The following is a 26,971-nucleotide window of genomic DNA, read 5'->3' as shown; positions in this document are numbered from 1 at the left end:
TTCGGTGTCAGGGGAATCCTGGATTCCCGAGCAAAGGGCTGCGACAAGCCGGCTTTATGAATGGGCTGGTGTTTTCCGGGGAATTGCCCTATATGCGCCGCAGCATCGCGCCATGTCGCTTTGCTTGCACCGGCCCCTGCTGGACGACATCCCGGCTGAGGGCGACCCGTTTCCTCAAACAGATAAGGAAAAACACGATGTCGATTACTGCCGAGCGCAAACAGGAATTGATGGGTGAATTCGCAACCGCCAAGGGCGATACCGGGTCTCCGGAAGTCCAGGTGGCCATCCTTTCCGAGCGCATCAAGAACCTGACCGACCACTTCAAGGACCACAAGAAGGATAACCATTCCCGCCGTGGTCTGCTCGCTCTCGTCTCCCAGCGCCGCAGCCTGCTTGATTATCTCAAGCGCAAGGATGACGCGCGCTATCAGACGTTGATCGAGAAGCTCGGTCTGCGCCGTTGACGAATTGACCGGCGGGCTTTCGAAGGAGAGCCCGCCGGTCGCGCATTCTGCCAGTCGCATCGATTGGCTAGACCCGGTTTCGAGCGCGCAGAGGCCACTCGAAACCGCCCATGGACGGTCATGGGGCAGGATTGCAGGACGCTCGTGCGCTAACCAGTGCCGAAATCTACCCGAGCTTCCCGTTGTCTTGCCCGTGGCTGCCCGAGAAAGGAAGCAAGGGAAAGGGCATCCGCGCACCGTGAAACGGCGCGGCCCTTTCCGCTTATTAAGGACAAGATATGTTCAACTACCACAAAGTGGAAATCGAATGGGGCGGCCGTCCGCTCATCCTGGAAACCGGCAAGATCGCACGTCAGGCTGACGGCGCGGTGCTTGCGACCTACGGCGAAACCAAGGTTCTCGCCACCGTCGTTTCGATGAAGGAGCCGAAGCCAGGCCTCGATTTCTTCCCGCTGACCGTCAACTACCAGGAAAAGACCTACGCCGCCGGCAAGATCCCCGGCGGCTACTTCAAGCGCGAGGGACGTCCGAGCGAAAAGGAAACGCTGGTTTCCCGCCTGATCGACCGCCCGATCCGCCCGCTCTTCGCCGACGGCTACAAGAACGACACCCAGATCGTCGTCACCGTCGTCCAGCATGACCTCGAGAACGATCCCGATATCCTGTCGATCGTCGCCACCTCGGCCGCTTTGACGCTGTCGGGCGTTCCCTTCATGGGCCCGATCGGCGGCGCCCGAGTCGGCTACATCAACGGCGAATACGTGCTCAACCCGCATGTCGATGAGATGCAGGAATCCAGGCTCGACCTCATTGTCGCCGGCACCGCCGACGCCGTGCTGATGGTCGAGTCCGAAGCCAAGGAACTCGGCGAAGAGCTGATGCTCGGCGCCGTCATGTTCGGCCACAGGGGCTTCCAGCCGGTGATCGACGCCATTATCAAGCTGGCCGAAGTTGCCGCCAAGGAGCCGCGCGATTTCACGGCGCCGGACTACTCCGCGCTTGAAGCCGAAATGCTGAAGATCGTCGGCGACGAGCTCAGCAATGCCTACAAGAACGTCGACAAGCAGAAGCGTTACGCTGCCGTCGACGCCGTCAAGGCGAAGGTCAAGGCTGCGTTTGCCCCGGCTGAAGGCGAAGACGCCAAGTACACCTCCGAGCAGATCGGTTCGGTGTTCAAGGAACTCCAGGCCAAGGTCGTGCGCTGGAACATCCTCGACACCGGTTCGCGCATCGATGGCCGTGACCTCAAGACTGTCCGCAAGATCGTCTCGGAAGTCGGCGTCCTGCCGCGCACGCACGGTTCGGCGCTGTTCACCCGCGGCGAGACCCAGGCGCTGGTCGTTGCCACGCTGGGCACCGGCGAGGACGAGCAGTATGTCGATTCGCTGACCGGTATGTACAAGGAGAAGTTCCTCCTTCACTACAACTTCCCTCCCTACTCCGTCGGCGAGACCGGCCGCATGGGTTCGCCGGGCCGCCGCGAAATCGGCCACGGCAAGCTCGCCTGGCGCGCCATCCGTCCGATGCTGCCGAGCGCGGACCAGTTCCCCTACACGCTGCGCGTCGTCTCGGAGATCACCGAGTCCAACGGTTCGTCGTCGATGGCCACCGTCTGCGGCACATCGCTGGCGCTGATGGATGCCGGCGTTCCGCTGGCCAAGCCGGTTGCTGGTATCGCGATGGGCCTGATCAAGGAAGGCGAGCGCTTCGCGGTTCTGTCCGACATCCTGGGTGACGAAGATCACCTCGGCGACATGGACTTCAAGGTTGCCGGTACCGAAGGCGGCATCACCTCGCTGCAGATGGACATCAAGATCGAGGGCATCACCGAGGAGATCATGAAGATCGCGCTGGACCAGGCCAAGGACGGCCGCCAGCATATCCTCAGCGAGATGGCGCATGCTCTGACCGGCGCCCGCCCCGAACTCGGTGAGTTCGCACCGCGCATCGAGGTCATGCACATCCCGACCGACAAGATCCGCGACGTGATCGGCTCCGGCGGCAAGGTTATCCGTGAGATCGTCGAGAAGACCGGCGCAAAGATCAACATCGAGGACGACGGCACGGTCAAGATCGCTTCGTCGAACGCCAAGGAGATCGAGGCGGCCAAGAAGTGGATCCATACCATCGTCGCCGAGCCGGAAGTCGGCGAAATCTACGAAGGCACGGTCGTCAAGACCGCCGACTTCGGCGCTTTCGTCAACTTCTTCGGTCCGCGTGACGGCCTCGTCCACATCTCGCAGCTTGCCAACGACCGGGTCGCCAAGACCTCGGACGTCGTCAAGGAAGGCGACAAGGTCTGGGTCAAGCTGATGGGCTTCGACGAGCGCGGCAAGGTCCGCCTGTCGATGAAGGTCGTCGACCAGGCCACCGGCAAGGAAATCGCCCGCGACAAGAAGGCCGAAGGCGAAGAAAACGCCGCCTGAGTGGTCTGACAATAGAGTTGAACGGGCGCGGCTTATGTCGCGCCCGTTTTCGTTTAATACCCGTCTACGACATGAGAATCGAAGAATGGCCGCTGAGCCGCTGAAGACACTGTTCCATCCCTTCGAGGCCGAGGGGCTCCCTCTGCCGCAAAAGGGCGAGCGTGTGTTGTTCCTGGGTGCGGAGCCCGGCTTCCGCTTGCCGGAAGGCTTCGAGGCAGAGCTCCATCTTGCACAGGGTTTCCGGCCGCATCTCCGAGCGCTGGAGCGTGCCGGTCACAAGGTAACGCCCCGCTCGGAAGGCGATGCATTCGATGCAGCGCTCGTGCTTGCCGGCCGCCATCGTGGGCTAAACGAGATGCGTATTGCCGAGGCGATCGAACGCGTCACGCCGGGCGGTCTGATCATTGTCGCCGGCGGTAAGGACGAAGGCATCGCCAGCCTGCGCAAGCGCATCGACGAGCTTGTCCCCATCGAAGGGCATCTGCCGAAATATCACGGCATCGCCTTCTGGCTTCGCCGTCCGGTCGATCTGGCGCCTGCGGAAAAACTGCGCGTCGCCAATCCTGCCTTGGTCGTAGAGGACCGCTTCCGCACTGCGCCGGGCATGTTCTCCTTCGACCGGATCGACGCCGGCTCGAAACTTCTGGTCGACAACCTGCCCAAAGACCTGCGCGGCAACATTGCTGATTTCTGCGCCGGCTGGGGTTATGTCGCCGCCGAGGTCGCGGCACGTTCATCCGGTATAACGGGGCTCGACCTTTACGAAGCGGATTTCGACGCGCTTGAGGCGGCCAAGGGCAATATCGGCCAGACAGGCTTCGAGCCCGGCTTCTTTTGGACCGATCTGCTGAGCGAGCCGGTCGAGCGGCGCTATGATGCCATCGTCATGAACCCGCCCTTCCATCGCAGCCGGGCGGCCGAGCCGGAAATCGGCGCCGGCATGATCCAGGCGGCGGGCAAGGCGCTGAAGCCGGGCGGGCGGCTGTTCATGGTGGCGAACCGTCAGCTGCCTTACGAACCGGTTCTGAAGGCCGTCTTCTCCAGCCATGCCGAGCTCGCCCGCGACGGCATGTTCAAGGTTTTCTCCGCGCGCCGATAGGACGGTGCCGGTCGCCTCAATGCATGCTGACGATGCGCGCCGGCTCGTGGACGGGAATGGTCGGTCTGATATCGCCAGGCTTGATCTTGAGCGGCGCCGGCCTGCCGAACAGATAGCCCTGCACCATCTCGCAACCAGCTGCTCGCAAAAGCGTCGCCTGGTTCTCGGTCTCGACGCCTTCGGCGATGATGCCGACGCCGAGCGCCCGCGACAGGCCGACGATGGTAGAGACGACGGCGCCCGAATTCGAATCGGTGTCGATGCGGCTGACGAAGGAGCGGTCGATCTTCAGCTTGCCGAAGGCGAAGTCGATCAGGTAGCTGAGATTGGAATAGCCGGTGCCGAAATCGTCGACGGCCACCGAAATGCCCATGTCGGCAAGCTGCTGCAGGATGGTGGCGGCGCGGTCGCGGTCCTGCATCATCGCCGTCTCGGTCACTTCGAGCTCCAGCCGCGACGGCTTGATGCCGGTGCTGGCCATCGTATCGCGCACGATGCCGACGAAATCCTTGGTCATGAACTGGACCGGCGAGATGTTGACGGCAACGAAGCAGTCCTCGGGCAAATGACGGGCATCGCTGCAGGCCTTGTTCAGCACCCAATTGCCGATCGGGTGGATCATGCCGGTCTCTTCGGCGATCGGAATGAATTCCATCGGCGGGATCATGCCGCGTTCCGGGTGCTTCCAGCGGATCAGCGCCTCGTAGCCGACGATACGGCCGGTCGGCAGGTCGAGCTGCGGCTGGTAGTGAAGGTCGAAATCGCCACGGACGAAGGCGATGTGCAGTTCGGATTCGATCCAGTGGCGGTAGTCGGCGACCTGGCCCATGTCGGAATGGAAGACCGACCAGTTGCCCACGCCGCCGGCGCGGGCATTCTGCAGCGCCAGGTTGGAGCGGCGCAGGATGAGGACCGGATCGACGCCATCCTTTGGCATCGCCACGATGCCGACCGACAGGCCGACCGACTGCAGGTGGGAATCGAGCTGGTACGGCTTCAGCATCTCCTCGATCATGGTTTCGACGGTGCTTTCCATGGACCTTTGGAGTTGGTGTTCCCAGACAAGGATAGCGAACTCGCCGGCGCCGATGCGCCCCATCACCGCGCCTTCGGGCATGCAGGCCTTCAACCGCTTGGTGAAGCCGCGGATCAGTTCGTCGCCATGGCTGTAGCCGATGGCGTCGTTGATCTGCTTGAAGCGGTCGATGTCGATGTCGATGAGGAACACCGGCTCACCGGTCCTGATCGTCGCGGACGCCGCGTCGGCAATCCTGCCGACCATCGCCGGCCGCGCAAAAAGCCCGGTCAGCTTGTCGAAATGGGTTTCGTTGAAAACGTAGTCCACCGATTCATCTACGCCGGCGAAGAAGGACAAGGCAGCACCGGCGGCGGCCAGCGCGCATAGCGCCGACGCGATGCCGATCATGGTTTCCGCCTGCATGCCGGCAAAGCCGTCCCCGAAACCATGCCGGAGGCCCCAAAGCCCAAGGATGAAACTGCCAAGGCCCGAACTGGCGACGGTGAGCAGCCGGAACACAGGTGTTCGCTTCGGGTTGCTGACAGCAGGCATTGCTCAGTCCCTGTCGCATGATCCCGAAATCAACTCGACTTTCGGAAATATCAAGCGCAAATTCATAAAGGCTAAAGCATCCTTTGCGCCCAGCAAGAACGCGCAGAGCCCAAGCCCATAAGACTTCTAGCGGATATCTCCTTAAAATGAGTTTCCGCCGATGCATCTAATTTTACTGGTGAGTTAATCGCGTACGCTGTCGGTCTGCTTCAACTCATCCAGGGTTGGCATCGACACGATGTGATAGCCGGAATCCACATAATGGATTTCGCCGGTGACGCCTGACGAGAGGTCGGACAAAAGATAGAGCGCCGAGCCGCCGACCTCGTCGATGGTCACCGTGCGGCGCAGCGGCGAGTTGCGCTGCTGGTAGGAGTACATGTGGCGGGCGTCCGAGATTCCGGCGCCGGCCAAAGTACGCACCGGTCCCGCCGATATGCCGTTCACCCGGATGCCGCGCGGGCCATAATCGTTGGCGAGATAGCGCACGCTGGCTTCCAGCCCGGCCTTGGCGACGCCCATGACGTTGTAGTTCGGCATGACGCGGACAGAGCCGGCATAGGTCAGCGTGATCATCGCGCCGCCTTCGCTCATCAGCGGGGCGGCATGGCGGGCGACCTCGGTGAAGGAGTAGCAGGAGATGACCATGGTGCGGACGAAATTGTCGCGGCTGGTGTCGGCGTAGAGCCCTTTGAGCTCGTTCTTGTCGGAAAAGCCGATGGCGTGGACGACGAAGTCGAGCCCGCCCCATTCCTTGCCGAGCGTCTCGAAGGTGGCGGCGACCGATGCGCTGTCCTCGACGTCGCACGGCACCACCAGTGACGCCCCAAGTTTCTCGGCAAGCGGCTTGACGCGGCGCCCGAAGGCGTCGCCCTGATAGGTGAAGGCAAGCTCCGCCCCGTGTTCGGACAATTTCCTGGCGATGCCCCAGGCGATCGAATGATCGTTGGCGACGCCCATGACAAGCCCGCGCTTGCCCTTCATCAGTCCGTCCATGGCCGGCAATCCCCCTACAATAAAACGCTAGCCTTATGCGGAATAGCGCTGGAAAATCAGCGTTGCGTTGGTGCCACCGAAGCCGAACGAGTTGGACAAAACCGTGTCGATCCTGGCGTCGTCGATGCGCTTGCGCACGATCGGCATGCCCTCGAATTCGGGATCGAGGTTTTCGATATGGGCGCTCTCGCCGATGAAGCCGCCTTGCATCATCAGGATCGAGTAGATCGATTCCTGTACGCCGGCGGCACCAAGGGAATGGCCGGTCAGCGACTTGGTCGAGGTGATGAACGGCATCGTGTCGCCGAACACCTCTCGGATGGCGCCCATTTCCCGGGAATCGCCGACCGGCGTCGAGGTGCCGTGGGTGTTGATGTAGTCGACCGGCGCGGACACCGTCGCCAGAGCCTGGCGCATGCAGCGCACCGCGCCTTCGCCCGACGGCGCCACCATGTCGTAACCGTCCGACGTCGCGCCATAGCCGACGATCTCAGCGTAGATCTTGGCGCCGCGCGCCTTGGCGTGTTCGAGCTCCTCCAGGATGAGGACGCCCGCGCCGCCCGCGATGACGAAGCCATCGCGATTGGCGTCATACGCGCGGGAAGCTGTTGACGCCTTGTCGTTATACTTCGACGACATCGCCCCCATGGCATCGAACAGGTCCGACATCGTCCAGTCGAGGTCCTCATGGCCGCCGGCAAACATCACATCCTGCTTGCCCCACTGGATCAGTTCGTAGGCGTTGCCGATGCAATGCGCCGAGGTCGAGCAGGCCGACGAGATCGAATAGTTGACGCCGTGGATCTTGAACCAGGTGGCGAGCGTCGCCGACGCGGTCGACGACATCGCCTTCGGCACCGCGAACGGACCGATGCGCTTGGGGCTGTTGTTCTTGAGCGTGGTCTCGGCCGCCTCGACGATGGTGCGGGTCGAGGGGCCACCCGAGCCCATGACGATGCCGGTGCGCTCATTGGTGATGTCGCTTTCGCCAAGCCCGGCGTCGGCGATCGCCTGGTCCATCGCGACATGGTTCCAGGCCGCGCCCTGGCTCAGGAAGCGCATGGCGCGCCGGTCGATCATAGGGGTCGGGTCGAGCGTCGGCGCGCCCCAGACCTGGCAGCGGAAGCCGTGTTCGGCGAAGGAATCGGAGAAGCTGATGCCTGATTTGGCATCGTGGAGCGAGGATTGCACCTCGTTGGCGTTGTTGCCGATCGACGATACGATGCCGAGGCCTGTGACGACGACCCTTCTCATTCGCAACTCCTTCCAGCGGATGATCCCGAAACCCTAGTCGGTTTTCGCCGGCGATCATACGCAAAACCAAAATGCCGCAGCGTCGTTGCGCGTCCGGGAACGCCCTGCTGCAGTGGCGCCGGTCAGGCGGCCGATTGCTTGGACAGCCCCACTTTGAGGTCTGTCGCCGCGTATATGGGTTCGCCGTCGGCTTTAAGCCAGCCATCGGCGATGCCGAGAACCAGGCGTCCGCGCATGACGCGCTTGAAATCGATGCCGTATTCCACTTTCTTGACCGAAGGCGTCACCATCCCCTTGAACTTCACTTCGCCGGTCGACAGCGCCATGCCCTTGCCCGGCTCACCGAGCCAGCCGAGGTAGAAACCCGTCAATTGCCACATGGCGTCGAGGCCCAGGCACCCCGGCATGATCGGATTGCCGATGAAATGGCAGGCGAAAAACCACAGGTCCGGCTTGATGTCGAATTCGGCGCGGATGAAGCCCTTGTCGTGGGCGCCGCCGGTCTCGCTGATCTCGGTGATGCGGTCGAACATCAGCATCGGCGGATAGGGCAGCTGGGCGTTGCCGGGCCCAAACAGCTCGCCGCGGGCGCAGGCAAGCAATTCCTCATAACCGTAGCTGGATTTCGAACCCGCCATATGTCTCGTCCCCATAATGTCCCGGGCGGTGGGGCGCCCTTGTCGTTGGTTTCCTAACACAATCCCTTTCGGTCCGGAAACCGGCGTTTGCGCTTAACCCGCCCGTCTGCCCGGGTCAATGCGCGCTCTCGCATCGGCCCGAAATCGATCTCGATTCCGGAAAGCACGATGCGACGCCAAAAAAGCGATAGAGCGCACTTAGTGCGTCCAACTGGACGCACGTCGCTCTATTGATCGTATTCCGCCAACAGAATATATGTCGGGAGGTATCCAGTTTCGGTTGATGACGTTTTTTCGCCACTCTGGGCGTGTCTTGAGGCAGAACTGTGGGCTTGGACGGATAGATGGATCTGGGCGGCCGGAAGGAAAATGTCGCTGTGGACAAGCGGGTTCGCGAAGCCGGCCTTAGGCCGACACGCCAACGCATTGCGCTGGCCGATCTGCTGTTTGCCAAGGGCGACCGCCACCTTTCGGCCGAGGAACTGCATGAAGAGGCGGTCGCCGCCGGCGTGCCGGTCTCGCTCGCCACCGTCTACAACGCGCTTCACCAGTTCACCCAGGCCGGCCTGCTGCGCATCCTGGCGGTCGAGGGGTCCAAGACCTATTTCGACACCAACACCTCCGATCACCATCATTTTTACATCGAAGGCGAAAACAGGATCTTCGATATAGAAAGCGGTCCGGTGACCGTCTCCAACCTGCCGGAGCCACCCGCAGGCATGGAGATCGCCAATGTCGACATCGTGGTGAGGCTGCGCCCGAAGCGCAGCGTTTAAGCCCCAACCCGTGAAACCTGTCGATTTTGCAATCCGGCTCGAATGGGTTGCGGTCGCGGTCGTGGCTATAGTCGCCTATGCCGCGTCAGGCGTTTCCTGGTGGCTGTTCGCCCTGCTTATTCTGGCGCCCGACCTGTCGATGCTGGGCTATCTCGCCGGGGCACGGATCGGCGCTGTCGCTTACAACGCGTTGCACATCCTGATCGTCCCGCTGTTGCTGGCCCTCGCCGGATATGTTCTGGCCAATTCGACGGCGACCGCGATTGGTCTGATCTGGATCATCCACATCGCCGTCGACCGCGCGCTCGGCTACGGTCTCAAACTGTCGACCGGTTTTCAGGACACCCATCTCGGCCGTATCGGCCGTTAGGCCTCCAGCAATCTCAATTCTTGACGTGCTCGCCGGGATAGGCGCCCCACACCTGCGACTGGGCGATCCAGCCGGTGTGGCCGTCGAAGGTCATTTCGCACCACTGGCCATCGCAGGTTTTGATCGTGCCCGTAACGCCCGGCTCGATGATGGCGATGACGCTGGCGTCCTTATCGGCATCGTCGAGCAGATTGATTCGGCCACCTTTGGTGCGTTGCCAAGGGGCGACGATCGCGGTCCGGCGGCCGGACAGCAGCGACTGGTTGATCCAACCCTCCGAGCCATCGGCATCGCGCACCCGCCGCCAGGTATCGAATTCCTGGATGATTTCCATCGGCAGGCCGGCCTTTGTGTACATCCAGTCGACGGAATAGTTGGCGCCGGGGCCAACGCGCGAGTTGACGCGAGCCGATTTCAGGCTGACGAAACGCGGCAGCGGCAGGCCGCTCGGCCCGAGCGTGACCGTCTGCACAGGTGCGGCGGCACCTTGCGCCGCGGCTTGCGGGGAATGCAGGAGAGCGCCGAGAAGCGCTGCGCTGAGGATCAGGCGAAGCGACGCGAAACCAGACACTTTCATTCCTTTCGGCGCGTGCCCTTTGGTCCGGGCGCCCCTTTTTCTTTGTCTTCGGCGGCACCGCTTGTTACAGGAGTGGCAGGCACCGCGACCGGTATTCAGTTTCGCCTGTCTTGGTTAAAGAGGTCTCAACGAGATCGGGTTCGAGGAAACAATGGCAGGCAAAAAACGGCCTCTCGTCGTCATCACGCGCAAGCTGCCCGATCCGGTCGAGACCCGCATGCGCGAACTCTTCGACGCCAGGCTGAATGTCGAGGACCGCCCGATGACGCAGCCGGAGCTGGTCGCGGCGATCAAGGAAGCCGATGTGCTGGTGCCGACCATCACCGACCAGATCGATGCGGCGCTGATTGCCCAGGCCGGCGACAATCTCAAGCTGATCGCCAATTTCGGCAATGGCGTCGACAAGATCGATGTGGCGGCGGCGGCCAAGAAAGGCATTACCGTCACCAACACGCCGAACGTGCTGACCGAAGATACGGCCGACATGACCATGGCGCTGATGCTGGCCGGGCCGCGGCGGCTGGCCGAAGGCGCCAATGTGCTCACCAGCGACAAGAAATGGGCCGGTTGGTCGCCGACCTGGATGCTCGGCCGGCGCATCTGGGGCAAGCGCCTCGGTATCGTCGGCATGGGCCGCATCGGCACTGCGGTTGCGAGGCGCGCCAAGGCTTTCGGCCTGTCGATCCACTACCATAACCGCCATCGCGTGCTGCCGGCGGTCGAGGAAGGGCTGGAGGCGACCTATTGGGAAAGCCTCGACCAGATGCTTGCCCGCATGGACATCATCTCGATCAACTGCCCGTCGACGCCGGCGACCTTTCATCTGCTTTCGGCGCGGCGCCTAGCTCTGCTTCAGCCCACCGCCTATGTGGTCAACACCGCGCGCGGCGACATCATCGACGAGGAAGCGCTGGTCAAGCTGATCCAGGACGGCAAGATCGCCGGCGCCGGCCTCGACGTCTACGAGCACGAACCGGCGCTGAACTCGAAACTGCTGAAGCTTGCCGCCAAGAACAAAGTCGTGCTTTTGCCGCATATGGGTTCTGCGACGATCGAGGGCCGCATCGACATGGGCGAGAAGGTGATCATCAACATCCGCGCCTTCTTCGACGGCCACCGGCCGCCGGACCGCGTGCTGCCGCTACGGACTTGAAGCGGGCCGCGTTCAGGATGCGGTTGTGAGGGCGCCATCCGCCGCGACACTCACACGCTTGCCGCGATAGGCCTCAAAAGCGTCGCGCCTGAGCCTGAGCGCTACCGGCGTCGGCCAGCCCATTTCCCTGGCCACAATCAAGCCAAGCAGCAGGATCGCGTCCGGCTCGTGCAGCACGAGTGCCGTCGGCGCATGGCCATTGTGGACGAGTTCCAACAGCACGGCTGACGCTGAGGACGAGCCGATCGTGCCGGGCAGGAACAGCACACGCCCGGAAATGGTCTCGCCATGCTGCGGGTGACGGACATCGGCGATGCGGCCGCTCTTCGGATCGACGCCGCCCCAGAAGCTGATCGGCGCCATCAGCACCAAGGCCAGCCCTTCGCCTCCGCTGCCCGGCACCAGGATTTCAGCGATGGCGCTCATGCGGCGATATCCGTAAACCTGGGCTTACCGGCAACCGCGCTTTCCACGCAGTCGGCCAGCGAGCCGTAAAGCACGGCGTAACCGGTATTGCCCGGCGCGTAGTGCGCGAATTTTCCCGAATTGGTCATCAGCACGCCGCCGGCCAGATTCGGCAGGATCGGCGTCACCACCACGCAGGTGTCGGCGACGATGATGACGCCGCTGGCTTCGAGCATCTTGCGCTTGCCGTTCTGCTCCAGCCTGGTGAGCACGTGGCGGCCGGTGCAGGCGTAAATCGGCACGCTGAGCCGCCGCCCGCCAATCAGCCGCTCAAGTGCATCGAATTCGGCCAAAGACAGATGCGGACTGCCGATCGCCACGGCATCGATGGCGGTCTGCGTGGCTGCGGTGGACAGGCCGGCGCGGGCCTTCATGGCCATCTCCGGCGTTACGCGGATCATCGTTTCCGGCCTGCCGCCCACCAGGATGGTCTCGGCGTCGGGCGCTTCTGGCGTTACCCCAGCGATATGGAACAGGCCGACGGCGCCCGACGATGCCGCCGCCGCGCCGAAGGCCTTCAGCGCATCCTCGCCGGGATGGCTGGATATGCCGGTGACGACGCCGACCGCGTTGCCGACCTCACGGCCGTAGAGGTTGCCCAGCACCGGCCAGGCGATCTCCGAACCAAGGAACGAGGCGGAGAGGCCGGACACATCGAACACCAGCCGTGCCTGCCGGTTCTCGGGGCGATGCAGGCCGTAATCCGGCGCGCGGCCCGATATGGCGCAGGCGATGTCGAGGAAGTCGCCATAGCGGTTGGTGCGTGCCCCCAGCACCGAATTGCAGAACACCACCGCGTTGGATTCACCCCAGGCGACATCGCTGCCAAGCGCTGGCCTGTGGCCGGCCTGATAGGGCGCGCAGGTCCAGCTCTGCTCGCAGCCCAGTTTGCGGTAGGCCTCCATCATTCGTCGCGCCATGCCGCGCGCCGGCTCTTCGAGGCGCACGCGCGAGCAGCCCATCAGGTCGAGCGCGCCGACATTGAGCGTCGAGCGCACCGCGACCCTGGCGCCGCCATCGACCAGCCTTTCGGCAAACAGCGTGCCGGAATCGCCGTGATAGAGCGCGCCGTCTATATGCGTCGAGGCGATCGGGATCAGTCGCGGCGCGCCGAGCAGCGCAGCGCTTTCGGCAACGATGCGCATCGCCATCGCCGCCCCGTCATGGCCGGAGGCGATTGTCTGCTCCTGTGCGCTGAGGGCGAGGCTCACGCGAACTCCTTGCGCATGGTGATCGAGGTCGGCCGGTCATAACCGTCATGCGCCGTGCGCGCGGTTTCGCGGAAGCCGAGACGCGCAAAGGTTGCGTGATTTGCCGTGAGCTCGACCCGCGTCTGCAGTTCGATGGCGGGTTTGTTGCGGTTGCGGGCAAGGTCCTCGACAGCCTGCATCAATCGTCTGCCGATGCCTTGGCCCTGAAGCCCGAGTTCGACGGCGAACTTGCCGATATAGAAATCATCGGGTCTCTCCAGCGCAAAAACGCAGCCTGCGATCTGGCCGCCCTGCAGAGCCACGAACACCGTTTCCCGCCCAGCCTTGTCCCTCAGGCTTTCGACGCACAGCAGATGCGCAGAGGAGGGCGGGTCGATGACGCCGTCCATCGGTGCAAAGGCGCGCATGATCAGGCTGAGCAGTTCGTCCCAGCGGTCGAAGCCGGGGGCGAACTGCGTGACCAAAACACTGGCAGGCTGATCCATGCGGTCAGCTTCTCTTGTAGCGGATCGTGTCGAAGCGCGCCGACAGCGCATCGTAGAGCAGCAGCCGGCCGACCAGTGGTTCGCCGATACCGGTGATCAGCTTGATGGCTTCCATTGCCTGCAAGGTGCCGATGACGCCGGTCAGCGCACCGACGACCCCGGCCACCGCGCAGGACGGCACCAGTCCTTCCGGCGGCGCTTCAGGAAAGAGGTCGCGATATCCAGGGTTCGGTCTGCCGTCGGCGCCGGTCCCGAACGGCATCAACACCGTCACCGAGCCGTCGAAGCGGCCGACGGCGGCATGCACGAGCGGCCGCTTTTCCGCCGCGCAGGCATCCGCCACCACATAGCGCGTCTCGAAATTGTCGGAGCCGTCGACGACCACGTCGTAGCGCGCGACGAGAACGGCAGCATTGTCGGCCGTCAGCCTGAAATCGTGCAATTCCACCGCGACATGGGGATTGATCCGGGCGATCGCTGCTTTGGCGCTCTCGGTCTTCGCCGTGCCGACCGTATGGGTGGCGTGGATCACTTGCCGCTGCAGATTGGACAGCGAGACAATATCGTCGTCGACGATTCCAAGCGTGCCGACGCCGGCGGCAGCGAGATATTCCAGCACCGGCGCGCCGAGGCCGCCGGCGCCGATCACCAGTACCCGCGCCCGCTTCAGCCTCTGCTGGCCGGCGCCGCCGATCTCGGGCAGCACGATGTGGCGGGCATAGCGTTCGAGCTCTTCGTCGGTGAGGGCGGCAGGGGTCATTGCCGGACCATATAGCGGAGCAAAAAGCTTGTCAGGTCTCTTCGGTTGGCCCAACCGTGCCGTGGTCGACGTTGAGGAACTGCGCGCGTCCCCTCAGGCTGGAAAACAGCGCGGCGTCGGTTCCGGTCATGAAGGCCTGGCAGCTCAGCTCTTCCAGGATCGAGAACAGCGCGGCGCGCCGGCCGGCATCGAGATGCGCGGCAATCTCGTCGAGCAACAGGATCGGCGTCATCCCCGACATCTCGCCGGTCAGCCTTGCGTGCGACAACACGATGCCGACCAGCAGCGCCTTCTGCTCTCCGGTCGAGCAGAGTTCGGCCGGCATCGCCTTGGGGCGGTGGCGCACCAGCAGATCCGAACGGTGCGGGCCATCGAACGTGCGTCCGGCGGCGCGGTCGCGCTCGCGGCCGTCGGCAAGGGCGGCGCGATAGCGTTCCTCGACATCCACGGCGGGTGCTGTGGCGACGTCGCTTTCAAGGTCGCCGGAGAGGCTGATGTCGGCCTGCGGAAACGGCCCGCTGGAAGGCAGCCTGTCGATCATGGCGGTAAGCAGGCGTACCAGTTCGGCGCGCGCAGCCGCGATCGCCACGCCGGTTTCGGCCATCTGCATCTCGATGGCGTCGAACCAGGCGCCGTCGCGCGAGCCTTCCGTAAGCAAGCGGTTACGTCCGCGCATCGCCTTCTCGTAATCGAGCGCACGCTGGCCGTGGCCGGGATCGACAGCCAAAACCAGCCGGTCGAGAAAGCGCCGCCGGTCGGCGGCAGGTCCGGGGAACAGGCCGTCCATGGCCGGCGTCAGCCAGACGACGCGCAGCCATTCCAGCATGGCGTCTGCCGACCGTGCCGGCGCGCCATTGATGCGCACCTTGCGACCGCCCTCGCCGGCCGCTTCACCCCCGGTGATGCCGGTGCCGATCTCGACCTGTCCCTCCGGCCCGTCGAGCCTTGCGTGGAGCGCAAAGCCGCCATCGCCGCCTTCGCGGGCCACGTCGACATAGGGCGCACGGCGCAGGCCGCGGCCCGGCGTCAGCAGGGAGATGGCTTCCAGAAGATTGGTCTTGCCGGCGCCATTGTCGCCGGAAAACACCACAGGGCCGGGGGAAAAGCCGATCGACAGCGCCGCATAGTTGCGGAAATTCGTAAGTGTTAGCTTCCTTATGTGACTTTGTTCCGGCAACCGCTATCCGCCTGTAGAAGTCGCCGCAATCAATTATGCTGCAGTGTGCCGCAGTGCGGCTGCTACACCCGCATCGGCATCAGCACGTAGAGCGCGGTCTCATCGGCCATGTCGTGGATCAGCGTCGGCGAACCGGCATCGGCCAGCATGAACTTGGCTTCCGTGCCGGTCAGTTGAGCAGCGACGTCGAGCAGATATTTGGCGTTGAAGCCGATCTCGATCGGGTCTGAGGAGTAATCAGCGGCCAGTTCCTCGGTGGCGCTGCCCGAATCCGGATTGTTGACGGCAAGCGTCACCTGGCCTTCGGTGATCGAAAGCTTCACCGCGCGGCCGCGCTCGGAGGAAATGGTCGAGACGCGATCGACGGCGGCGGCGAAGCTCTGGCGGTCGATGATCAGCTTCTTGTCGTTGCCGGTCGGAATGACGCGCTGGTAGTCCGGGAAAGTGCCGTCGATCAGCTTCGAGGTCAGAACCACGCTGCCGATGGTGAAGCGGATCTTGGTGTCGGACAATTCGGTGGTCACCGCGACATCGGGATCGTCGACCAGCTTCTGCAATTCGCTGACCGTCTTGCGCGGAATGATGATGCCCGGCATGCCTTCGGACCCGGCCGGAGCGTCGATCTCGGCGCGCGCCAGGCGGTGGCCGTCGGTCGCCACCGAACGCAGCTTCAGCTTGCCGCCAGTTTCATGCGTGTGCAGGTAGATGCCGTTGAGATAGTAGCGCGTCTCTTCGGTGGAGATGGCGAACTGGGTCTTTTCGATAAGGCCTCTCAGGGCGACGGAATCGAGCCGGAAGATGTGTGAGAAGGATCCCGCCGAAAGCTCCGGGAAATCGGACTGCGGCAGGCATTGCAGGCGAAAGCTCGAGCGGCCCGACGTTACCGTCATGGCGTTGCCGTCCTCGTCGGTCTTCAGCATCACTTCGGCGCCGTCGGCCAGCTTGCGCACGATGTCGTAGAGCAGGTGCGCCGGAACCGTCGTCGCCCCGCCGCGCTCGACCTTTGCCGGCGTCGCTTCGGTCACTTCGAGGTCGAGGTCGGTGGCTTTCATTTCAAGGCTGGCGCCCTCGGCGCTGAGCAGCACGTTCGACAGGATCGGTATGGTATTGCGCCGCTCGACCACGCGATGAACGTGGTTGAGCGACTTCAGGAGATTGGACCGTTCCAGGATAACACGCATGACGAAACAGGCTCGCTTGAATGAATGGACGGGTCACCAGTGGGCGGCGCCCCGCGAAAGGTCTGAACAGGCTCAGAATCTATGCAAACTGACAGGAAAAAGCCAGCAAACGCAAGTCCGGGCCACCGGTTCGCGCCGGTTAAGCGGGCTTTCTGGGGATAAAGCGGACGTTGGCCGGCAACCGATGCATGTCGCCGAAAACTGCGCAGCGGTTTTGGGACAACGACATGCATCAAAACAAGAAAATTTAAAGCGCGACGACCGTTTGCCGCGCCGATCAGGCTTGGTCGTTGATCAGCCTGCGCAACAGTTCCAGTTCCTGCGCCAGCGTGTTGTCGACGCCGGAAAGGTCCTCGATCTTGCGCACCGCATGCAGCACCGTGGTGTGGTCGCGCCCGCCGAACCGCCGGCCGATCTCCGGCAGCGAGCGCGGCGTCAATACCTTCGACAGGTACATGGCGACCTGCCTGGGCTTCACGATGGTGCGCGTGCGCCGGTTGGACAGCAACTCGGTCTTCGACACATTGTAGTGGCGCGCCACGATGCGCTGGATGTCCTCGATGCGCACCCGCTTCGGCTCGCCAGAGCGATAGATGTGCCCCAGGATCTCGTCGATGCGGTCGATGGTGATCGCCGGCTCGAACGACTGACGAAACAGCAGTTGGTTGAACGCGCCCTCCAGCTCACGACCGCTGCCGGTCACCGTGCGGGCGACATGGTTGAGGATCTCCTCCGAAATATTGAGCGATGCATCGTCAACCTTGGCGGTGGCAAGCCGAAGTTTGAGCATGCCTATGCGCATGGCGAAGTCCGGCGCCGACATTTCCAGCGCGACACCGCCATTGAGGCGCGAGCGCACCCGCGGTTCCAGCGATTCCAGTTCCGACGGCGGCCTGTCAGCGGCAACCACCACTTGCTTGGCGCTGTCGAGCAGCATGTTGATGAGATGGCAGAATTCGTGCTGGATCGACTTGCCCTGCAGGAACTGCATGTCGTCGATGATCAAGAGGTCGATGTCGCGCAGCTGTTCCTTCAGCGTCAGCGCATTGTTGTCGCGGATCGCGGTGGCGAAGCGCCACATGAAATATTCGGCCGTCAGATAGACGACGCGCGATTTCGGGTTCTGTTTCAGGGATTCGGCCGCAATCGCCTGCAAAAGGTGCGTCTTGCCGAGCCCGACGGTCGCATGAAGGAACAGCGGGTTGAAGCGCACCGCGCTCGACTGCGATTCCGCCACGGCTTTGGCTGCGGCGAAAGCCACCCGGTTCGACGGGCCTTCGATGAAGGAGCCGAACGTGTAGCGCGGGTCGAGCGGCGACCCCAGCACATTGTGCCGGAATTCGCTCTCGATCGGCGTGCCGGGACGAGGGGCGGGCGCCCGCTCCACCCTGCCGGGGCCGACCGTGCCGGCCGCCAATGCGGTCTGCGTATGCTTGGTCATCTTGCGCGCCGGCACGGCCTCGGGTTCGACGCCATTGCGGGCAGGACGGGTCGCGGTGCGCACGACCATCTCGATCTTGAGGATTTCGGGATCCTCGTGCTTCCACAGATCGGCGATGAGATCGAGATAATGGCCATTGATCCACGAGCGCAGGAAGGCCGTGGGCACCGAGATGCGTACAATGCCCCGGGAAGCCTCAGCCACCTTCATACGGCCGAACCAGCTCGAATAGACCTCGGTTCCCAGGCGCGCCTTCAACTGGGCCTTGACCCGGTCGAACTTCTGTTCCGCGTCGCTGGAAGCCGCCATATCGTGCGCTCCGACCAATGTTCCGGGAAATGGCAGGTCGCCCGTAAGCTCCCGCTCGATGCCGCTCTGCATGATTGTGCGTCCCTTTTCCTTTGTACCTTTTTTCCGCCGGGAGTGCGCCTCCTGCACCCATGTTTCCGGCGACCGTATCTTCGCTACAACACCACCGCCGCCGCCGGCGGATGACGTTGCCTCGTCAGAATGGGATGGGTCCCGGCTGCTTAAAGCCAGTCCGTCTGACATGTTCGGGCAAAGCGGTGCTACCCGGCGAAAACGCCGGTGCGCCATCAAGCTGCCATGTACAATTACGCCAGTCCCCTATCGTATCGAAAAGGCAAGCCATACCCGTTCGCGGAATTGATCCACGTCATGAATTCTGCCACTGTTAGCTGGCCGATTCAGGCTGGGTTAAGGGCTAATGGCCCGTCCCTTTCGATAGACCGACATTACCGAAATCGCTGTGGATAGGGCAAGGCCACCTCTAACGGATTTTTAAGGAATCTGGTTAGTGAACAACGGTTCGGGCTCCGTGCTGGAAGCGCATATTTTGACAAAGCCATTGGGATTCAAACCCTTTTGCCGCGAATATGAAAATGGCTGTGCGGTTTGAAATTTTCTGAAATAATTCGCTTGACACCAACTTGCTGCCTATCGCCCACAGGCGATGTGAACAAGCTGTGGATCACTTCCAGCAAGTCGTTGAAAAATATCAGCAATTTGTGACAGCCAAATTTATTGGCGTGGGCCGTTTCGGCGGATTGGAATATCAGTGGGAGTGTATGTGCCGGCAAAGCATTCCAGACTCTGGAATGCGGCTCGGGCGTGCTTTGCGGCCGTTCTTTTTAAGTGCTTGCCGGCAAACGAAAAAACCCGGCACGATTGGCCGGGTTTGAAAGAACGACAGTTCAGGAACGGTCAATCAGGCCGACAGCACCTTGAGGCGGTGAGCCAGACGCGACACCTTGCGCGATGCCGTATTCTTATGGATCACGCCCTTGGTCGCGGCGCGCATCAATTCCGGCTCTGCGGTCTTGAAGGCTTCCAGCGCGGCTGCCTTGTCGCCGGCAGCCAGTGCCTCTTCGACCTGGCGGACATATGTACGCACGCGCGAGCGGCGGTTCTTGTTGATCGCTGCGCGGCGGGCGATCTTGCGCGTTGCCTTTTTGGCCGAGGAGGTATTGGCCATGATGCCTCTCTTCTGATCTGGTGGGCGCATGCGGGATGCCGCAGGGCGCAAAAAACAAACGGGCAGCCAACGGCCGCCTCGGTTGGAGCGGCTTATAGTTCAGCTTTTCCGGCGCGTCAACGCCGCTTTGGCTTCTTTTTGGTCCTCGCCGCCGCCACTCTAGCGATTGGTGAAATTCGGCTTCCGCTTCTCGGCAAAGGCTGCCATCCCTTCCTTCTGGTCGTCGAGCGCAAACAGCGAGTGGAACAGCCGGCGTTCGAAGCGCAGTCCCTCCGCCAGCGTCGTCTCGTAGGCGCGGTTGACTGCCTCCTTGGCCATCATCACCGATGGCAGTGAAAACTCTGATATCCTGGCCGCGGCCTTCATCGCCTCCTCGATCAACTCGCCGGCCGGCACGACGCGCGAGGCCAGGCCGCTGCGCTCGGCTTCGGCGGCATCCATCATCCGACCGGTCAGGCACATGTCCATGGCCTTCGACTTGCCGACAAAGCGGGTCAGCCGTTGCGAGCCGCCCATGCCGGGAATGACGCCAAGCGTGATTTCGGGTTGGCCGAACTTGGCCGTGTCGGCGGCAATGATGAAATCGCACATCATCGCCAGTTCGCAGCCGCCGCCCAGCGCATAGCCCGCGACAGCGGCGATCATCGGCTTGCGCGCACGGGTAAACTCTTCCCAGCCGACGAAGAAATCCTGCACATAGGCCTCCGCGTAGGTGACGGCCTGCATTTCCTTGATGTCGGCGCCCGCCGCAAAAGCCTTCTCGGAACCGGTGATGACCATGGCGCCGATGCCGGGATCGGCGTCGAACCCCTTTGCCGCCGTCAGCAAATCCGCCAGCACCTGCGCGTTCAGCGCGTTGAGCGCCTTAGGCCGGTTCAACGTGATCAGGCCGACCTTGCCGCGCGTCTCGACGATGATGGTTTCATAGCTCATGGGCTGGCCTCCTGGTTGCGGCACTGAAGGACCGTCTAGCTTACCGCTGGCAGGTCCGGCAATAAAAGGTCGAGCGGCCGCTTTGCACGATGCGCTCGATGTGGCCGCGACAGCCGGGCGTCGGACAGGGCTCGCCTTCGCGATCGTAGACCGCGAAGGAATGCTGGAAATAGCCCAGCGACCCGTCTGTGTGCACATAGTCGCGCAGCGAAGACCCGCCGGCGGCGATCGCATCGGCGATCACCGAACGGATTGCCCCGGCCAGTCGTTCGCTCTGTTCCTTGGCCTTCTTGCTGGTCCCGGCGATGGTGCCTGCCTCGCGCAATGGCGAAAGGCCGGCGCGCCACAGCGCTTCCGACACATAGATATTGCCGAGCCCGGCAATCAGCTTCTGGTCGAGCAGCGCCGCCTTCAACGGCGATCTGCGGCCCTTCAGCAGAGAGGCGAGCAGGGCGCCTTCCAGCGCATTGCCGGTCGGCTCGACGCCCAGTCCCGCCAGCATCGGATGCGCGTCGGCCAGGCCTTCCGCAAACAGCATGAAGCCGAAGCGACGCGGGTCGTTGAAGACCACGCGAGACTGGACGCCGACAGGCGACACGACATGGAACACCACATGGTCGTGCTTGGCATCCTTCGAGCGCTCTTGATGGAACGTGCCGGGCGTCTCTTTCTCATCGGCGGTCTCGATGCGGAACGAGCCCGACATGCCGAGATGGCAGATCAGCACCGGGCCATCGTCCAGGTGTATGGTGAGATATTTGGCGCGGCGGCCAAGCGCGATGACCGTCTTGCCGGTCAGCCGCTGCGCAAATTTCGCCGGAAACGGAAATCTGAGATCGGGCCGGCGCGCCTCGACGCGTACGATCCGCGCGCTTTCCAGAACCGGCTGCAGGCCGCGCCGGACGGTTTCGACCTCGGGCAGTTCAGGCATGGCCGCCTATCGCCGCATGGAAGGAAGCGCCGTGGCGGCCGCGCGCCAGCTTGAGGTGTTCGGCGACCGTCTCGCCGATATCGGCGAAGGTGGTCCTGAGCCCGATGTCGCCGCCCGTGAGACCCGGTGCGGTGCCGATGACCGGGACGCGTTCGCGCGTGTGGTCGGTGCCTCGCCATGTCGGATCGTTGCCATGGTCGGCGGTGAGGACGAGCAGATCGCCCGGCTTCAGCTTTGCCAGTGCCTCGGGCAGCCGGCGGTCGAAGGCTTCGAGCGCTGCAGCATAGCCGGCGACGTCGCGGCGATGGCCGAAATCGGTGTCGAAGTCGACGAAATTGGCGAACACCAGGTCGCCGTCGCCGGCATCGTCCATCGCACCCAGCGCCTTGTCGAACATTGCCATGTTGCCGGGCGCCTTGCGTACTTCCGAGATACCGCGGTGGGCGAAGATGTCGCCGATCTTGCCGACCGCGATCACCCGGCTGCCGCGCCCGGTCAAGCGGTCGAGCAGCGTCGGCTCAGGCGGCGGCACGGCGTAGTCATGGCGGTTGTAGGTGCGCTCGAAGGTGGCCGATGTTTCGCCCAGGAAAGGCCGTGCGATCACCCGTCCGATCTTCAGCGGATCGACCAGCCGGCGTACCGTCTTGCAGAACTCGTAGAGCCGCTCCAGGCCGAAATGAACTTCGTGCGCTGCTATCTGCAGGACTGAATCGACCGAGGTGTAGCAGATCGGCTGGCCGGTGCGGATATGCTCCTCGCCGAAGCGCTCGATGATCTCGGTGCCGGGCGCATGGCAGTTGCCGAGAATGCCCGGCACCTTGCCCTCGCGGATCATCGCTTCGGTCAGTTCGGCAGGGAAGGCGGGCACCTTATCGGGGAAATAGCCCCAGTCGAACCGCACGGGCAGCCCGGCGATTTCCCAGTGACCCGACGGCGTATCCTTGCCGCTCGAAATCTCCTGCGCGGCGCCGTGGAAAGCGGAGGCTGAAACGGCGGCTTTGCTGTCGAATTGGAAGCCGGTTGCGGTTTCTGCTGCGCGGCCGAGACCGAGCGAAACCATGGTGGGCACCTTCAGCGGTCCCTCGCGCAGGCCCTCGCGATCGGCGCGGGCTTCCGCGCAGGCCAGCGCGATATGTCCGAACGTGTTCGAGCCGGCGTCGCCATAGCGTTCGGCATCGGCGGCGCCGCCAATGCCGAAAGAATCGAGAACGAAGAGGAAAGCGCGTGACATCGGTGCCGTCATTGCCAGTCTGGTTGACCAGACATAAGGTCCCGTCGCGGCATTGGCAAATCGTAAACCAGGCGGCAACGGCCTGACGCGATGGTCGCGAGGTCGGGCAGGCGCGCTGTACGCATCCTTGAGACATGCGATGCGCTTCAAGGAAACGGTGTGCGGGGCATGGATCGATGAGACGGGCTGACCTCGGTTGGAGTGCACTGGCGACCACTGTAGCGCTCCTGGCCTCGCAGCTCGCCGCGCACGCCGACTGGCGCGACCAGATCGGCACGTTTCGCATCGGCATCGTTGCCGACCCGGGCGCCGGCAACACGGTTCCGGGTCTGGCCTTGCTGACTGACGCCTACGGCAAGGCGCTCGGCATGAAGGTGGAATTCGTCGTCGCGCATGACTATGCGGCGCTGATAGAGGCACAGGCCAATGGCCGGATTCAGTACGCGGTCTATTCGGCGACCGCCTACGCCACCGCCTCGGAGCGCTGCGCCTGCGTCGAACCTCTTGTGGCGCCGGTCGATGCCGACGGTGCCACGGGCATCCGCTCCGTGCTTTTGACGCGCGACGGCAGGCTTTCCGATCTCGCGGCCCTGGAAACGCACCGCATCGCCATGGCGCCGTCCGGCAATGTCGGCGGTTCGCTTCTACCGCTCGCCGGGCTGGCGGCCGACGGCATCAAGATCAGCCAGAATGCGCCATTCCTCGTTCATGCCGGCTCGGCTGCCGCCGCAGAAGCGATGCTGGCCGATGGCCAGGCCGATGCCGTATTCGGCTGGGAGCGGGCCACGGCGGAAAACCGGACGGCGATTGCTGGCGATCAGCCGGCTGATCCGGACGGCACGGCGGCGCGGCTGGAGGCGGCGGGGATTCCAGAAGCCGCGCTCCAGATCATCTGGACTTCCGGCGTGCTCAGATACGGCCCTCACGCCGTACGCAGCGATCTCGACCCCGAAGCCAAACGCCGACTGACCGTCTTCCTCACCAATCTCAGATCGCAGTCGCCGGAAGTCTACGATTTCGTGGAATCGAGACATTCGGGAGGGTTCACGCTCGCCGCTGCGAGTGACTATGCGATGGCCGCTTCCATCGTGCGCCTGGTGTCAGCCAGCACCGACAGCAGCGCGCAATGAACCGGGTTGAATGGGTAGAACTGCTTCAGCAATCGCTGCAGGGGATCGACGTGGCCCGGCGCGGCCTGAGATAGTAGGTTTCGCTCATCGTTATCTTGCCTTCGTTGAAGGCCGAGATAAATCCGAGCGGCTTTTCGGAGCCTTCCGACCAGGAGATGATCGGTTGGTATGCTAGAGTGGTTTTGACACGAATGAGGAAAGTCCCCGCAACATTGAGCGTCGCCGGAACGGTGGTGGAAGTTGTCGGTTTGGAGTCGCGGCCAGTCTTCCCATCCAGCACGCTCCAGGACCACGCCACCTTTGCTTGCGGTATTGGATTGTTCGGGTCGGTTCTGATGTCGATTGCCGTAATGGAGATATTGGCGACCGAGCGGTTGTAAGGCTGAAGGCTGGAGTTGCCGATCTTCATGATGTCGGTGAGATCTGCGTTGACCACCGACGTTTGCTGCGTGACGAGGTCGGCAACCATGGAGCTGATGCGGCTGACCTTCTTGCTGGCCTCGATGGCTTGCGAGGCCTCCATCGTAATGAAATACATGATCAGCAAGACAGGCACGATGAGGGCAAACTCGACGGCCGCTATGCCGCGCCGATCGGAAAAAAACCACGCCGCTCTCTTCCAGACAACCGACATCCCCGGATGTGCCCCCGCACGAAACATGCACTTTTCCTTTTGCTTACACGTGCAATTTCAGTTGTCGAATGGCTCGTTTTGCCACGTTGTCGTGGCGTAATGCAGAGTCTTGCCGCCATCCATATTCGACATGTATTGAGCCATGAAATCGGTCATGACCGGCCAGGGGTAAAAGACCCGCAGCATGTTCTTTGATTCTGCCGGACCTATTGTAGGGGTCCCGAAAGCCGGGTCCTTGCCTGTATCCGGATCCTTGCCCGTCAGCGTGATGGTCGAGCCGGAAATCGTGAAACCCGCACTGGCTGCCCCGGCAAAGGTCTTGAACGGGCGCAGATCCACCAGCAAACCGGGGCAACCCTTCGCGACAATGATCTCGAGTCTGGCGCAGACCAAGCCCTTCAGCTTCTCTTCCGTCACATCGGCTTGCCTCAACTGGCCAGTACGCAACTGACGGGCGATATCATCGGTGATGTTGGCCATCACCTCTTGTCCGGCAAATGAAACGCAGCTCTCGAGGATGGCGAAGACGAGAGCCGCAAACGGTAACGCAAGCATCGCGAATTCTATCGCCGTGCTGCCGCGCCGATCACGAAGGAAAAGACGGGCAAACGTCACGCGCCCTGCCTTGGCTTTGCAGATCTCGCGTTCTGAATCCTCGTCCAAAACGTCGCCCATATCCCGTTCCTGCCGATCCTGATGCGGTACCGTCAGCACCACTATCAAGAACCCATTTAGCTCCGGTTTGAATGACCGTTAAATTCGACCAGGCGACATTAACCGGCCGCTAACCGACGCGGCTTTCTCGAGACAATCGAGCCAACTGAGGCGCTTACTGCCCAGCGCTCATCTCGGCTTCGGACGACTTTTCCGAGTCGCTCTTGTACGAGCTTTCGCAATAGGGCGTGCAGGACATGGTCTGTACCGAGGCGCGCCTGTAGATACGCACGGACGACGCGTCCTGGCGCACCACGGTCACCTGCTCGTCGACGATCGGGCTGCCATCGTGGTCGAGGACAACCAGATTGGTGACGCCGAACCCCTTGCCGGTCAGTACGATCGTCGATGCATCCTGGACGGAGGCGTCGGCAATCGCCGGATTGCCGACGACTATGGTGTCGGCGGGGCGTGTCAGTTTGACGATCTTGGCCTGATTCATCGTCACTTCGATGCCGGCTCCGGCCTTGGCCGGCAGCACAAAAGCCGGGACGGCGAGAAGCGCGACAAGCAGGAATGACGATTTCATGGCAGTCATCAAGGCGCTCCACAGCGGCAAAACTTGTTCAAAGAAACATGAAGGAGATTGGTGAACCAACGGTTAAACCCTTGACCGGCGCCGGGGTATTCGCACCAATCCTGCTGCCAGCTAATATAACAATGCATCCTGCCGATAGCCGTGAAATTACAGCTCTTCACGGGCAGGCGAGCTACTGTCCAGCGTTTAGTTTACGGTTAACCACGCAAGCTGTTCGAAGCGGGAAAGGAATCGGTAAGGCTGTTTATTAAGCCGATTGAAAGAGCTTCTCCGTAGATTGGCAGCATCCGATCAACCACCACAGAAGTTGACGGAAGTGCTGTAACACGTGGAGTAGGAGCTCTCGAATGTCTAATCTCATCGCACGTTTCGCGAAGGACGAATCCGGCGCGACCGCTATCGAATACGGTCTGATCGCCGCTCTCATCGCGCTTGCCATCATGGTTGGCGCTGGTCAGCTCGGCAATGCCCTGAACGCCAAGTTCACGACCATCGCGGATTGCGTGAACGATCCGACGAACGCTGCTTGTAAGTAATGATCTAGCATCCTGTTTCGACCGGTAGACTGGAAGGGCCGCCTCGCTGGCGGCCCTTTTGTCTTTTGAAGATCGTTTGGCTTTGGTCTTGCTGCGCCGCTTAGCGCGCTGACATTTCCCGGGATTTGACCCGGATGAGCAGAACTCACCAATCCTTAACCCAAGCCGCCTAACCTGCAGCCATCGTTGCCTTTCCATGAGAGACCGATGCTCAACGCACTGATCTTCGTTGTCTTTCCGTTTTGCATGCTTTTTGCGGCGATCTCCGACGCGCTGTCGATGACAATCTCCAATCGGGTGCCGGTGCTGCTTGTGGCCGTCTTTGCCGTGGTTGCGCCACTGACGGGTATGGACTGGGCAACTTATGGCTGGCATTTCGCCGCCGGCGGCCTGGTGCTGGCCGTGACTTTCGGTCTGTTTGCGCTCGGCGGCATGGGCGGCGGCGATGCCAAGCTTTTGGCAGCCACGTCCATCTGGATGGGACTCAACATTCACCTTGTCAATTACCTCGTGGCTTCGACGTTCATCGGTGGCCTGCTGACGCTCGCCATTCTCCTCTATCGGAAATCGCCGCTGGCGACCTACACCAGTCACAATCCGGTCCTGCGCCATTTCGCCGACGAGATGAATGGCGTTCCCTATGGCATCGCACTCGGCATTGGCGGGCTGCTGACCTATCCGGATTCGCCCTTGATGGAATGGGCATTGGCAAGGTTGGCGACCTGATGTAGCGAACCTCCTCTGCCCTTCCGGCATCGATCCTGAAAAGAGGCGGCTTGGCCG

General features: G+C 62.5%; 29 protein-coding genes. 10 read left to right on the top strand and 19 right to left on the bottom strand.

Annotation, left to right across the window (positions count from 1 at the left end):
• Positions 1 to 92 precede the first annotated feature (92 nt).
• The 3 genes from rpsO (at position 93) to NLY42_RS03290 (ending at position 3,992) form a co-directional block, all read left to right on the top strand.
• Positions 93 to 467 (top strand): 30S ribosomal protein S15, encoded by a 375-nt coding sequence (gene rpsO / locus NLY42_RS03300; RefSeq protein ID WP_280790898.1) that lies wholly within the window; start codon positions 93 to 95, stop codon positions 465 to 467.
• A gap of 278 nt (positions 468 to 745) precedes the next feature.
• Positions 746 to 2,893: a polyribonucleotide nucleotidyltransferase gene (gene pnp / locus NLY42_RS03295; RefSeq protein ID WP_023682005.1), complete on the top strand. Its 2,148-nt coding sequence runs from the start codon at positions 746 to 748 to the stop codon at positions 2,891 to 2,893.
• Between the two features lie 85 nt (positions 2,894 to 2,978).
• Positions 2,979 to 3,992 (top strand): class I SAM-dependent methyltransferase, encoded by a 1,014-nt coding sequence (locus tag NLY42_RS03290; RefSeq protein WP_023715304.1) that lies wholly within the window; start codon positions 2,979 to 2,981, stop codon positions 3,990 to 3,992.
• Between the two features lie 16 nt (positions 3,993 to 4,008).
• On the opposite strand, the gene NLY42_RS03285 is transcribed toward NLY42_RS03290, so the two are convergent.
• The 4 genes from NLY42_RS03285 to fabA form a co-directional block, all read right to left on the bottom strand.
• On the bottom strand, positions 4,009 to 5,562 hold the full coding sequence (locus NLY42_RS03285) for a putative bifunctional diguanylate cyclase/phosphodiesterase (RefSeq protein WP_023669563.1): 1,554 nt from the start codon (positions 5,560 to 5,562) through the stop codon (positions 4,009 to 4,011).
• Between the two features lie 183 nt (positions 5,563 to 5,745).
• Positions 5,746 to 6,558 carry an enoyl-ACP reductase FabI gene (gene fabI / locus NLY42_RS03280; protein WP_023669564.1) on the bottom strand — a complete coding sequence of 271 codons (813 nt, stop codon included), beginning with the start codon at positions 6,556 to 6,558 and terminating at the stop codon, positions 5,746 to 5,748.
• A 33-nt stretch (positions 6,559 to 6,591) separates the two neighbouring features.
• On the bottom strand, positions 6,592 to 7,812 hold the full coding sequence (gene fabB / locus NLY42_RS03275) for a beta-ketoacyl-ACP synthase I (protein WP_023669565.1): 1,221 nt from the start codon (positions 7,810 to 7,812) through the stop codon (positions 6,592 to 6,594).
• Positions 7,813 to 7,934: 122 nt separating this feature from the next.
• On the bottom strand, positions 7,935 to 8,450 hold the full coding sequence (gene fabA, locus NLY42_RS03270) for a 3-hydroxyacyl-[acyl-carrier-protein] dehydratase FabA (protein ID WP_023669566.1): 516 nt from the start codon (positions 8,448 to 8,450) through the stop codon (positions 7,935 to 7,937).
• A 344-nt stretch (positions 8,451 to 8,794) separates the two neighbouring features.
• Between fabA and irrA the strand changes: the two genes are divergently transcribed.
• Positions 8,795 to 9,226 (top strand): iron response transcriptional regulator IrrA, encoded by a 432-nt coding sequence (gene irrA / locus NLY42_RS03265; protein ID WP_031193300.1) that lies wholly within the window; start codon positions 8,795 to 8,797, stop codon positions 9,224 to 9,226.
• A 10-nt stretch (positions 9,227 to 9,236) separates the two neighbouring features.
• Positions 9,237 to 9,596, top strand: a complete 360-nt coding sequence (locus NLY42_RS03260) for a DUF4260 domain-containing protein (protein ID WP_023669568.1) — start codon at positions 9,237 to 9,239, stop codon at positions 9,594 to 9,596.
• A 13-nt stretch (positions 9,597 to 9,609) separates the two neighbouring features.
• Here NLY42_RS03260 and NLY42_RS03255 read toward each other — a convergent pair whose 3' ends face one another.
• Entirely contained in the window at positions 9,610 to 10,167 is a 558-nt protein-coding gene (locus tag NLY42_RS03255) for an SH3 domain-containing protein (protein ID WP_023669569.1), read from the bottom strand.
• A gap of 157 nt (positions 10,168 to 10,324) precedes the next feature.
• Between NLY42_RS03255 and NLY42_RS03250 the strand changes: the two genes are divergently transcribed.
• Complete coding sequence (locus NLY42_RS03250) at positions 10,325 to 11,326, top strand: 2-hydroxyacid dehydrogenase (protein ID WP_023703476.1); 1,002 nt, start codon at positions 10,325 to 10,327, stop codon at positions 11,324 to 11,326.
• Between the two features lie 12 nt (positions 11,327 to 11,338).
• Here NLY42_RS03250 and NLY42_RS03245 read toward each other — a convergent pair whose 3' ends face one another.
• The 7 genes from NLY42_RS03245 to dnaA form a co-directional block, all read right to left on the bottom strand.
• Positions 11,339 to 11,752, bottom strand: a complete 414-nt coding sequence (locus tag NLY42_RS03245) for an aconitase X swivel domain-containing protein (RefSeq protein ID WP_023755157.1) — start codon at positions 11,750 to 11,752, stop codon at positions 11,339 to 11,341.
• On the bottom strand, positions 11,749 to 13,002 hold the full coding sequence (locus NLY42_RS03240; protein WP_023682000.1) for an aconitase X: 1,254 nt from the start codon (positions 13,000 to 13,002) through the stop codon (positions 11,749 to 11,751). Before NLY42_RS03240 ends, NLY42_RS03245 begins: the two co-directional genes overlap by 4 nt.
• Positions 12,999 to 13,487, bottom strand: a complete 489-nt coding sequence (locus tag NLY42_RS03235; RefSeq protein ID WP_023755156.1) for a GNAT family N-acetyltransferase — start codon at positions 13,485 to 13,487, stop codon at positions 12,999 to 13,001. The genes NLY42_RS03240 and NLY42_RS03235 overlap by 4 nt, the downstream gene beginning before the upstream one ends.
• A gap of 4 nt (positions 13,488 to 13,491) precedes the next feature.
• Positions 13,492 to 14,247, bottom strand: a complete 756-nt coding sequence (locus NLY42_RS03230) for a molybdopterin-synthase adenylyltransferase MoeB (RefSeq protein ID WP_023681998.1) — start codon at positions 14,245 to 14,247, stop codon at positions 13,492 to 13,494.
• Between the two features lie 31 nt (positions 14,248 to 14,278).
• Positions 14,279 to 15,424 (bottom strand): DNA replication/repair protein RecF, encoded by a 1,146-nt coding sequence (gene recF / locus NLY42_RS03225; RefSeq protein WP_023681997.1) that lies wholly within the window; start codon positions 15,422 to 15,424, stop codon positions 14,279 to 14,281.
• 62 nt (positions 15,425 to 15,486) lie between these two features.
• A complete protein-coding gene (gene dnaN, locus NLY42_RS03220; protein ID WP_023669575.1) occupies positions 15,487 to 16,605 on the bottom strand; it encodes a DNA polymerase III subunit beta in 1,119 nt (372 codons plus the stop codon).
• Positions 16,606 to 16,882: 277 nt separating this feature from the next.
• The gene (dnaA, locus tag NLY42_RS03215; RefSeq protein ID WP_031195619.1) at positions 16,883 to 18,427 is read right to left on the bottom strand and encodes a chromosomal replication initiator protein DnaA; all 1,545 of its coding nucleotides are present in this window, start codon (positions 18,425 to 18,427) and stop codon (positions 16,883 to 16,885) included.
• A gap of 605 nt (positions 18,428 to 19,032) precedes the next feature.
• Here dnaA and NLY42_RS03210 point away from each other — a divergent pair.
• Complete coding sequence (locus NLY42_RS03210) at positions 19,033 to 19,248, top strand: hypothetical protein (protein WP_155923752.1); 216 nt, start codon at positions 19,033 to 19,035, stop codon at positions 19,246 to 19,248.
• Between the two features lie 26 nt (positions 19,249 to 19,274).
• Here NLY42_RS03210 and rpsT read toward each other — a convergent pair whose 3' ends face one another.
• From rpsT to NLY42_RS03190, 4 genes are all read right to left on the bottom strand, one after another.
• On the bottom strand, positions 19,275 to 19,541 hold the full coding sequence (rpsT, locus tag NLY42_RS03205; RefSeq protein WP_023681995.1) for a 30S ribosomal protein S20: 267 nt from the start codon (positions 19,539 to 19,541) through the stop codon (positions 19,275 to 19,277).
• 159 nt (positions 19,542 to 19,700) lie between these two features.
• The gene (locus tag NLY42_RS03200; RefSeq protein WP_023681994.1) at positions 19,701 to 20,474 is read right to left on the bottom strand and encodes an enoyl-CoA hydratase; all 774 of its coding nucleotides are present in this window, start codon (positions 20,472 to 20,474) and stop codon (positions 19,701 to 19,703) included.
• Between the two features lie 40 nt (positions 20,475 to 20,514).
• Positions 20,515 to 21,405 carry a bifunctional DNA-formamidopyrimidine glycosylase/DNA-(apurinic or apyrimidinic site) lyase gene (mutM, locus tag NLY42_RS03195; protein WP_023726851.1) on the bottom strand — a complete coding sequence of 297 codons (891 nt, stop codon included), beginning with the start codon at positions 21,403 to 21,405 and terminating at the stop codon, positions 20,515 to 20,517.
• A complete protein-coding gene (locus NLY42_RS03190; protein ID WP_023751933.1) occupies positions 21,398 to 22,636 on the bottom strand; it encodes a phosphopentomutase in 1,239 nt (412 codons plus the stop codon). The genes mutM and NLY42_RS03190 overlap by 8 nt, the downstream gene beginning before the upstream one ends.
• A 176-nt stretch (positions 22,637 to 22,812) precedes the next feature.
• Here NLY42_RS03190 and NLY42_RS03185 point away from each other — a divergent pair, with 176 nt between their 5' ends.
• Positions 22,813 to 23,766 (top strand): PhnD/SsuA/transferrin family substrate-binding protein, encoded by a 954-nt coding sequence (locus NLY42_RS03185; RefSeq protein ID WP_023755155.1) that lies wholly within the window; start codon positions 22,813 to 22,815, stop codon positions 23,764 to 23,766.
• A 25-nt stretch (positions 23,767 to 23,791) separates the two neighbouring features.
• On the opposite strand, the gene NLY42_RS03180 is transcribed toward NLY42_RS03185, so the two are convergent.
• The 3 genes from NLY42_RS03180 to NLY42_RS03170 form a co-directional block, all read right to left on the bottom strand.
• The gene (locus NLY42_RS03180) at positions 23,792 to 24,304 is read right to left on the bottom strand and encodes a TadE/TadG family type IV pilus assembly protein (RefSeq protein ID WP_502882207.1); all 513 of its coding nucleotides are present in this window, start codon (positions 24,302 to 24,304) and stop codon (positions 23,792 to 23,794) included.
• 153 nt (positions 24,305 to 24,457) lie between these two features.
• On the bottom strand, positions 24,458 to 25,075 hold the full coding sequence (locus tag NLY42_RS03175; protein WP_050589301.1) for a TadE/TadG family type IV pilus assembly protein: 618 nt from the start codon (positions 25,073 to 25,075) through the stop codon (positions 24,458 to 24,460).
• Positions 25,076 to 25,229: 154 nt separating this feature from the next.
• On the bottom strand, positions 25,230 to 25,652 hold the full coding sequence (locus NLY42_RS03170; protein ID WP_023681988.1) for a pilus assembly protein N-terminal domain-containing protein: 423 nt from the start codon (positions 25,650 to 25,652) through the stop codon (positions 25,230 to 25,232).
• A 347-nt stretch (positions 25,653 to 25,999) separates the two neighbouring features.
• Here NLY42_RS03170 and NLY42_RS03165 point away from each other — a divergent pair, with 347 nt between their 5' ends.
• Together NLY42_RS03165 and NLY42_RS03160 are read left to right on the top strand one after the other, a co-directional pair.
• Positions 26,000 to 26,188 (top strand): Flp family type IVb pilin, encoded by a 189-nt coding sequence (locus NLY42_RS03165; protein ID WP_023692564.1) that lies wholly within the window; start codon positions 26,000 to 26,002, stop codon positions 26,186 to 26,188.
• Between the two features lie 207 nt (positions 26,189 to 26,395).
• Positions 26,396 to 26,914, top strand: a complete 519-nt coding sequence (locus NLY42_RS03160) for an A24 family peptidase (protein ID WP_023688722.1) — start codon at positions 26,396 to 26,398, stop codon at positions 26,912 to 26,914.
• The last annotated feature ends 57 nt before the right edge of the window (positions 26,915 to 26,971 follow it).

The sequence above is a fragment of the Mesorhizobium sp. C372A genome (assembly GCF_030323245.1).
Classification (GTDB): domain Bacteria; phylum Pseudomonadota; class Alphaproteobacteria; order Rhizobiales; family Rhizobiaceae; genus Mesorhizobium.
This window is presented reverse-complemented; position numbering and strand designations above follow the sequence as displayed.

What these genes read in the sequence shown, in the direction of transcription:
- pnp (WP_023682005.1), top strand. Translation starts at nt 746, where the DNA reads ATGTTCAACTACCACAAAGTGGAAATCGAATGGGGCGGCCGTCCGCTC.
- NLY42_RS03235 (WP_023755156.1), bottom strand. Translation starts at nt 13,487, where the DNA reads ATGGATCAGCCTGCCAGTGTTTTGGTCACGCAGTTCGCCCCCGGCTTC.
- NLY42_RS03190 (WP_023751933.1), bottom strand. Translation starts at nt 22,636, where the DNA reads ATGTCACGCGCTTTCCTCTTCGTTCTCGATTCTTTCGGCATTGGCGGC.
- NLY42_RS03250 (WP_023703476.1), top strand. Translation starts at nt 10,325, where the DNA reads ATGGCAGGCAAAAAACGGCCTCTCGTCGTCATCACGCGCAAGCTGCCC.
- rpsO (WP_280790898.1), top strand. Translation starts at nt 93, where the DNA reads ATGCGCCGCAGCATCGCGCCATGTCGCTTTGCTTGCACCGGCCCCTGC.
- dnaA (WP_031195619.1), bottom strand. Translation starts at nt 18,427, where the DNA reads ATGCAGAGCGGCATCGAGCGGGAGCTTACGGGCGACCTGCCATTTCCC.
- NLY42_RS03160 (WP_023688722.1), top strand. Translation starts at nt 26,396, where the DNA reads ATGCTCAACGCACTGATCTTCGTTGTCTTTCCGTTTTGCATGCTTTTT.
- NLY42_RS03185 (WP_023755155.1), top strand. Translation starts at nt 22,813, where the DNA reads ATGAGACGGGCTGACCTCGGTTGGAGTGCACTGGCGACCACTGTAGCG.
- NLY42_RS03230 (WP_023681998.1), bottom strand. Translation starts at nt 14,247, where the DNA reads ATGACCCCTGCCGCCCTCACCGACGAAGAGCTCGAACGCTATGCCCGC.
- rpsT (WP_023681995.1), bottom strand. Translation starts at nt 19,541, where the DNA reads ATGGCCAATACCTCCTCGGCCAAAAAGGCAACGCGCAAGATCGCCCGC.
- NLY42_RS03245 (WP_023755157.1), bottom strand. Translation starts at nt 11,752, where the DNA reads ATGAGCGCCATCGCTGAAATCCTGGTGCCGGGCAGCGGAGGCGAAGGG.
- NLY42_RS03200 (WP_023681994.1), bottom strand. Translation starts at nt 20,474, where the DNA reads ATGAGCTATGAAACCATCATCGTCGAGACGCGCGGCAAGGTCGGCCTG.
- irrA (WP_031193300.1), top strand. Translation starts at nt 8,795, where the DNA reads ATGGATCTGGGCGGCCGGAAGGAAAATGTCGCTGTGGACAAGCGGGTT.
- dnaN (WP_023669575.1), bottom strand. Translation starts at nt 16,605, where the DNA reads ATGCGTGTTATCCTGGAACGGTCCAATCTCCTGAAGTCGCTCAACCAC.
- NLY42_RS03290 (WP_023715304.1), top strand. Translation starts at nt 2,979, where the DNA reads ATGGCCGCTGAGCCGCTGAAGACACTGTTCCATCCCTTCGAGGCCGAG.
- NLY42_RS03165 (WP_023692564.1), top strand. Translation starts at nt 26,000, where the DNA reads ATGTCTAATCTCATCGCACGTTTCGCGAAGGACGAATCCGGCGCGACC.
- fabA (WP_023669566.1), bottom strand. Translation starts at nt 8,450, where the DNA reads ATGGCGGGTTCGAAATCCAGCTACGGTTATGAGGAATTGCTTGCCTGC.
- NLY42_RS03175 (WP_050589301.1), bottom strand. Translation starts at nt 25,075, where the DNA reads ATGGGCGACGTTTTGGACGAGGATTCAGAACGCGAGATCTGCAAAGCC.
- mutM (WP_023726851.1), bottom strand. Translation starts at nt 21,405, where the DNA reads ATGCCTGAACTGCCCGAGGTCGAAACCGTCCGGCGCGGCCTGCAGCCG.
- NLY42_RS03180 (WP_502882207.1), bottom strand. Translation starts at nt 24,304, where the DNA reads ATGTATTTCATTACGATGGAGGCCTCGCAAGCCATCGAGGCCAGCAAG.
- NLY42_RS03170 (WP_023681988.1), bottom strand. Translation starts at nt 25,652, where the DNA reads ATGACTGCCATGAAATCGTCATTCCTGCTTGTCGCGCTTCTCGCCGTC.
- fabI (WP_023669564.1), bottom strand. Translation starts at nt 6,558, where the DNA reads ATGGACGGACTGATGAAGGGCAAGCGCGGGCTTGTCATGGGCGTCGCC.
- fabB (WP_023669565.1), bottom strand. Translation starts at nt 7,812, where the DNA reads ATGAGAAGGGTCGTCGTCACAGGCCTCGGCATCGTATCGTCGATCGGC.
- NLY42_RS03285 (WP_023669563.1), bottom strand. Translation starts at nt 5,562, where the DNA reads ATGCCTGCTGTCAGCAACCCGAAGCGAACACCTGTGTTCCGGCTGCTC.